This is a genomic window from Denitrificimonas halotolerans (assembly GCF_034259425.1).
GTDB lineage: Bacteria > Pseudomonadota > Gammaproteobacteria > Pseudomonadales > Pseudomonadaceae > Denitrificimonas > Denitrificimonas halotolerans.
In genome coordinates, this window is sequence record NZ_JAXIVU010000021.1 from 1 (window position 1) to 3190 (window position 3190).

At 46.0% G+C, this 3190-nt stretch carries 3 protein-coding genes and 1 pseudogene; 2 read left to right on the top strand and 2 right to left on the bottom strand.

What is annotated here, in order from left to right:
* Positions 1–123: 123 nt before the first annotated feature.
* A pseudogene (locus TOI97_RS11515) lies at positions 124–426 on the bottom strand (cation:proton antiporter domain-containing protein); the annotation flags it as partial.
* 199 nt (positions 427–625) lie between these two features.
* Between TOI97_RS11515 and TOI97_RS11520 the strand changes: the two are divergent.
* A complete protein-coding gene (locus TOI97_RS11520) occupies positions 626–1690 on the top strand; it encodes an RNA-guided endonuclease InsQ/TnpB family protein (protein ID WP_321554278.1) in 1065 nt (354 codons plus the stop codon).
* 77 nt (positions 1691–1767) lie between these two features.
* On the opposite strand, the gene cobA is transcribed toward TOI97_RS11520, so the two are convergent.
* Complete coding sequence (cobA, locus tag TOI97_RS11525; RefSeq protein WP_321554279.1) at positions 1768–2598, bottom strand: uroporphyrinogen-III C-methyltransferase; 831 nt, start codon at positions 2596–2598, stop codon at positions 1768–1770.
* A 327-nt stretch (positions 2599–2925) separates the two neighbouring features.
* Here cobA and TOI97_RS11530 point away from each other — a divergent pair, with 327 nt between their 5' ends.
* Entirely contained in the window at positions 2926–3081 is a 156-nt protein-coding gene (locus tag TOI97_RS11530) for a hypothetical protein (protein ID WP_321554280.1), read from the top strand.
* Positions 3082–3190 lie beyond the last annotated feature (109 nt).

A 3190-nucleotide genomic window follows, 5' to 3' on the forward strand; every position in this document is an offset into this window, starting at 1 on the left:
CATCGAGGTGTTTTATAATCGCCGTCGCAGACATAGTCATTTAGGCCAGTTATCACCGGCGGATTATGAAGAAAGAGAACGTCTCAACGAGGCAGCTGAGTGTCTATGAAACTGTGGGAAGTCCACAAATCCCGGTGCAAAGATTGCGGTGCTTATAAAAAAATGCAATAGACCACCACCCAATACTTCGGGGCGGGCTAGACTTTTAACTTTTAATTTTAAGCCAACGGTGAACAGCAACAGTAATACGCCCAAGTGCGCAATATGTTGCAGGGCATGGGTGCTCTCTACGGTTAAGTTGAGGTAGTCCCCTGATGCGGCAATTAAAAAACCGGCCGCAAGGTAACCAATTAAAGGTGGTAGCCCAATAAGGCGCACACCGATACCTAAGCTAAAAGCAAAAACAATCCAAACAGCTTCAATCACAGCAGTTCCTAGGGCGTAGTATTTTGTATGTACTTTAGCAAAGAACGATGGGCAACTATGCAGAATTTATCAAAGTCGCGTAAGACCTCGTACTTTTAGTGCGGGGATGGATAGCCAGGGCTGTGTAAGTAGCCTCTTAACCTCTTAACAGGTTGCTGAAGTCTTTGCAGTATAGATTGGTACTGGTATTGTATACAGCATGATAAGGCACACTAAAACATTAAAAGTTCGAGTCCGAGACAGGCATGTGCCCTTGCTAAACCGTATGGCTCGAAGCGTCAATTTTGTCTGGAATTTTGTTAATGAATTAAGCCGCCGCTCGATTAAGGAGCGCGGTGTGTTTTTGTCTGCGTATGATATGCATCCCTACACTAAGGGCGCAGGTAAAGAGCTTGGCCTGCACAGCCAAACCTTACAGTGCATTACAGGTGAGTATGTCATACGCCGCAAGCAGTTTAAGAAAGTGCGGCTGAACTGGCGCAAATCAGGCGGTGTACGCCGCTCACTGGGCTGGATACCCGTCAATACAGGTGCAGCTCAATGGAAAAACGGGCAGGTCTACCACAACGGCCACTATTTTAAGGTCTGGGACAGCTACGGCTTGAACCAATACAAGTTTCGCTCGGCCAGTTTCAATGAAGATGCCCGTGGCCGCTGGTACTTCAATGTTGTGGTTGATATGGAGATCGAACCAACCAAAGGCCAAGACCGCATCGGTATTGATCTTGGCTTAACTGATACAGCCACCTGCTCGGACGGCACCAAGCTAGAAGCGGGCCGCTTCTATCGTGGCCTTGAGGAAAAATTAGCCATAGCGCAACGAGCCAGACATAAAACCCAAGTCAAAACCATTCATGCGAAAATCGCTAACCGTAGAAAAGACGCATTGCACAAGTTCAGCCGTAAGCTAGTCAATCGCTGCGGTGAAATCTATGTCGGTAATGTCAGTAGTTTAAAACTCGTTAAAACCACGATGGCCAAGTCAGTGTTGGACGCTGGCTGGGGTCAATTAAAAACAATGCTGGACTATAAATGCGCTCACGCAGGCATTGTTTTTAAGGAAATTGACGAGGCATACACCACCCAAACCTGTTCGAGTTGCGGCAGCTTGCCCGAATCGAGGCCGAAAGGTATCGCAGGACTTGGAATAAGAGAACGGACGTGCAGTGGGTGTGGTGTCACCCACGATCGCGATATCAACGCGGCACGTAACATTCTCGCGGCCGGGCATGGTCGTCTAGCAGTAGGAATCCCTGTCCTTTAGGTCGGGGAGGATGTCAATCAGCTTTTGAGGCGATCAAACAATTTATCGCCTCAAAAGCTAGGTAGGGCTCAATTCAATTAAGCTGCAGGACTAACGGAGACTGTTGCAGAATTTAGGTGAGCTGGGTGTTGTAGTGGGTACTCAGCAAAGAGATCAACTACATGACCGATAACCGTTAACGTGGGTGGTTTGAGTTCAGCATTAATGGCCATTTTTTTGAGTTGTGCGAGGGTACCACGCACAACTTTTTGCTCAGTGTAAGTCCCACTGCCAATCAGGGCAGCAGGGGTGTCTGCAGCTAAACCCGCTCGTGTTAATCCATTCGAGATTTCTTTCAAGCTGCCGAGCCCCATATAAAACACTAGGGTTTTGTGAGGGGTGGCTAAACTTTCCCAAGGTAAATCTAATGCACCATCATTTTGTAGGTGACCTGTAATAAACTGACAAGATTGGGCGACACCTCGATGCGTAAGTGGAATGCCAGCATAAGCGGTACAACCTGAAGCAGCACTGATACCGGGCACAACTTGGCAATTGATATTGCGTTGCAAAAGGAAGTCTAATTCTTCTGCTCCGCGACCAAAAATAAAAGGATCACCACCTTTTAAGCGTGCAACACGTAAACCTTTTTCAGCTAAATCACAGAGCAATTGGTTGATTTGTTCTTGTGGCATGCTGTGCTGGCCACTGGCCTTTCCGACAAAGTGACGTTGGCAGTTTGCAGGTAGCATATCCAAAAGCTCTTGACTTACTAAACGGTCATGCACCACGGCATCGGCTTGTTGTAATAAACTCCAAGCACGCAAGGTGAGCAGGCTTGGATCGCCAGGTCCCGCTCCTATTAAAGCGACTTCGCCGGGGGTAAAAGTAGCTTGTAGCGCAGCAGGAATAGTGGTTGCCTGATTCATATCAGCTCCAAATTGGCCGTGAGTTAGTAATGCATGATTTGGCCTAAACAGAGCGCTCACATTGCAATAAGTAGTGCTGTTATGGGGCGCGAATTATGGTGTGTAGAGGCGATCTCTTATAATAATAACACCTAGTTGTTTTATTAATTAGAACTAATTCTTATATGTATAAGTCAAAATATCTGCAACGAGTGAGTGTTGCAGTATAGAAAAAGACAACAAAACTGCTGCAGTGTAGAAAATAGATAAAGTAAGGAATCAGGTGATTCATTCAACTCCTTAAATACTTTACTTTGAATAAGTTTTCTTAATTACTGGATGAAAATTGTGGATAAGCTAGGGGGCTTATCTGAAAGGCAGTTAAATCAAGGCTTACAGCGTGCTGATCAAAATTTAGTCAAAGCTTTTAAACTGTACACAAAGCCATGGGATGGCCCTGTGGATAAGCTGTTTAGAGTTACTGCAACACCTGATTCTACGTGACTTACAGCAAGGTGTTTATTTTTTGAGCAGTCTTTTTCAGCAAACCCGCGCTCAGTTTATCCACAGCGTAAAAAATCAACCCAATAGGGGGATTGTCTACAGTACTCCG

What these genes read in the sequence shown, in the direction of transcription:
- TOI97_RS11520 (WP_321554278.1), top strand. Translation starts at nt 626, where the DNA reads ATGATAAGGCACACTAAAACATTAAAAGTTCGAGTCCGAGACAGGCAT.
- cobA (WP_321554279.1), bottom strand. Translation starts at nt 2,598, where the DNA reads ATGAATCAGGCAACCACTATTCCTGCTGCGCTACAAGCTACTTTTACC.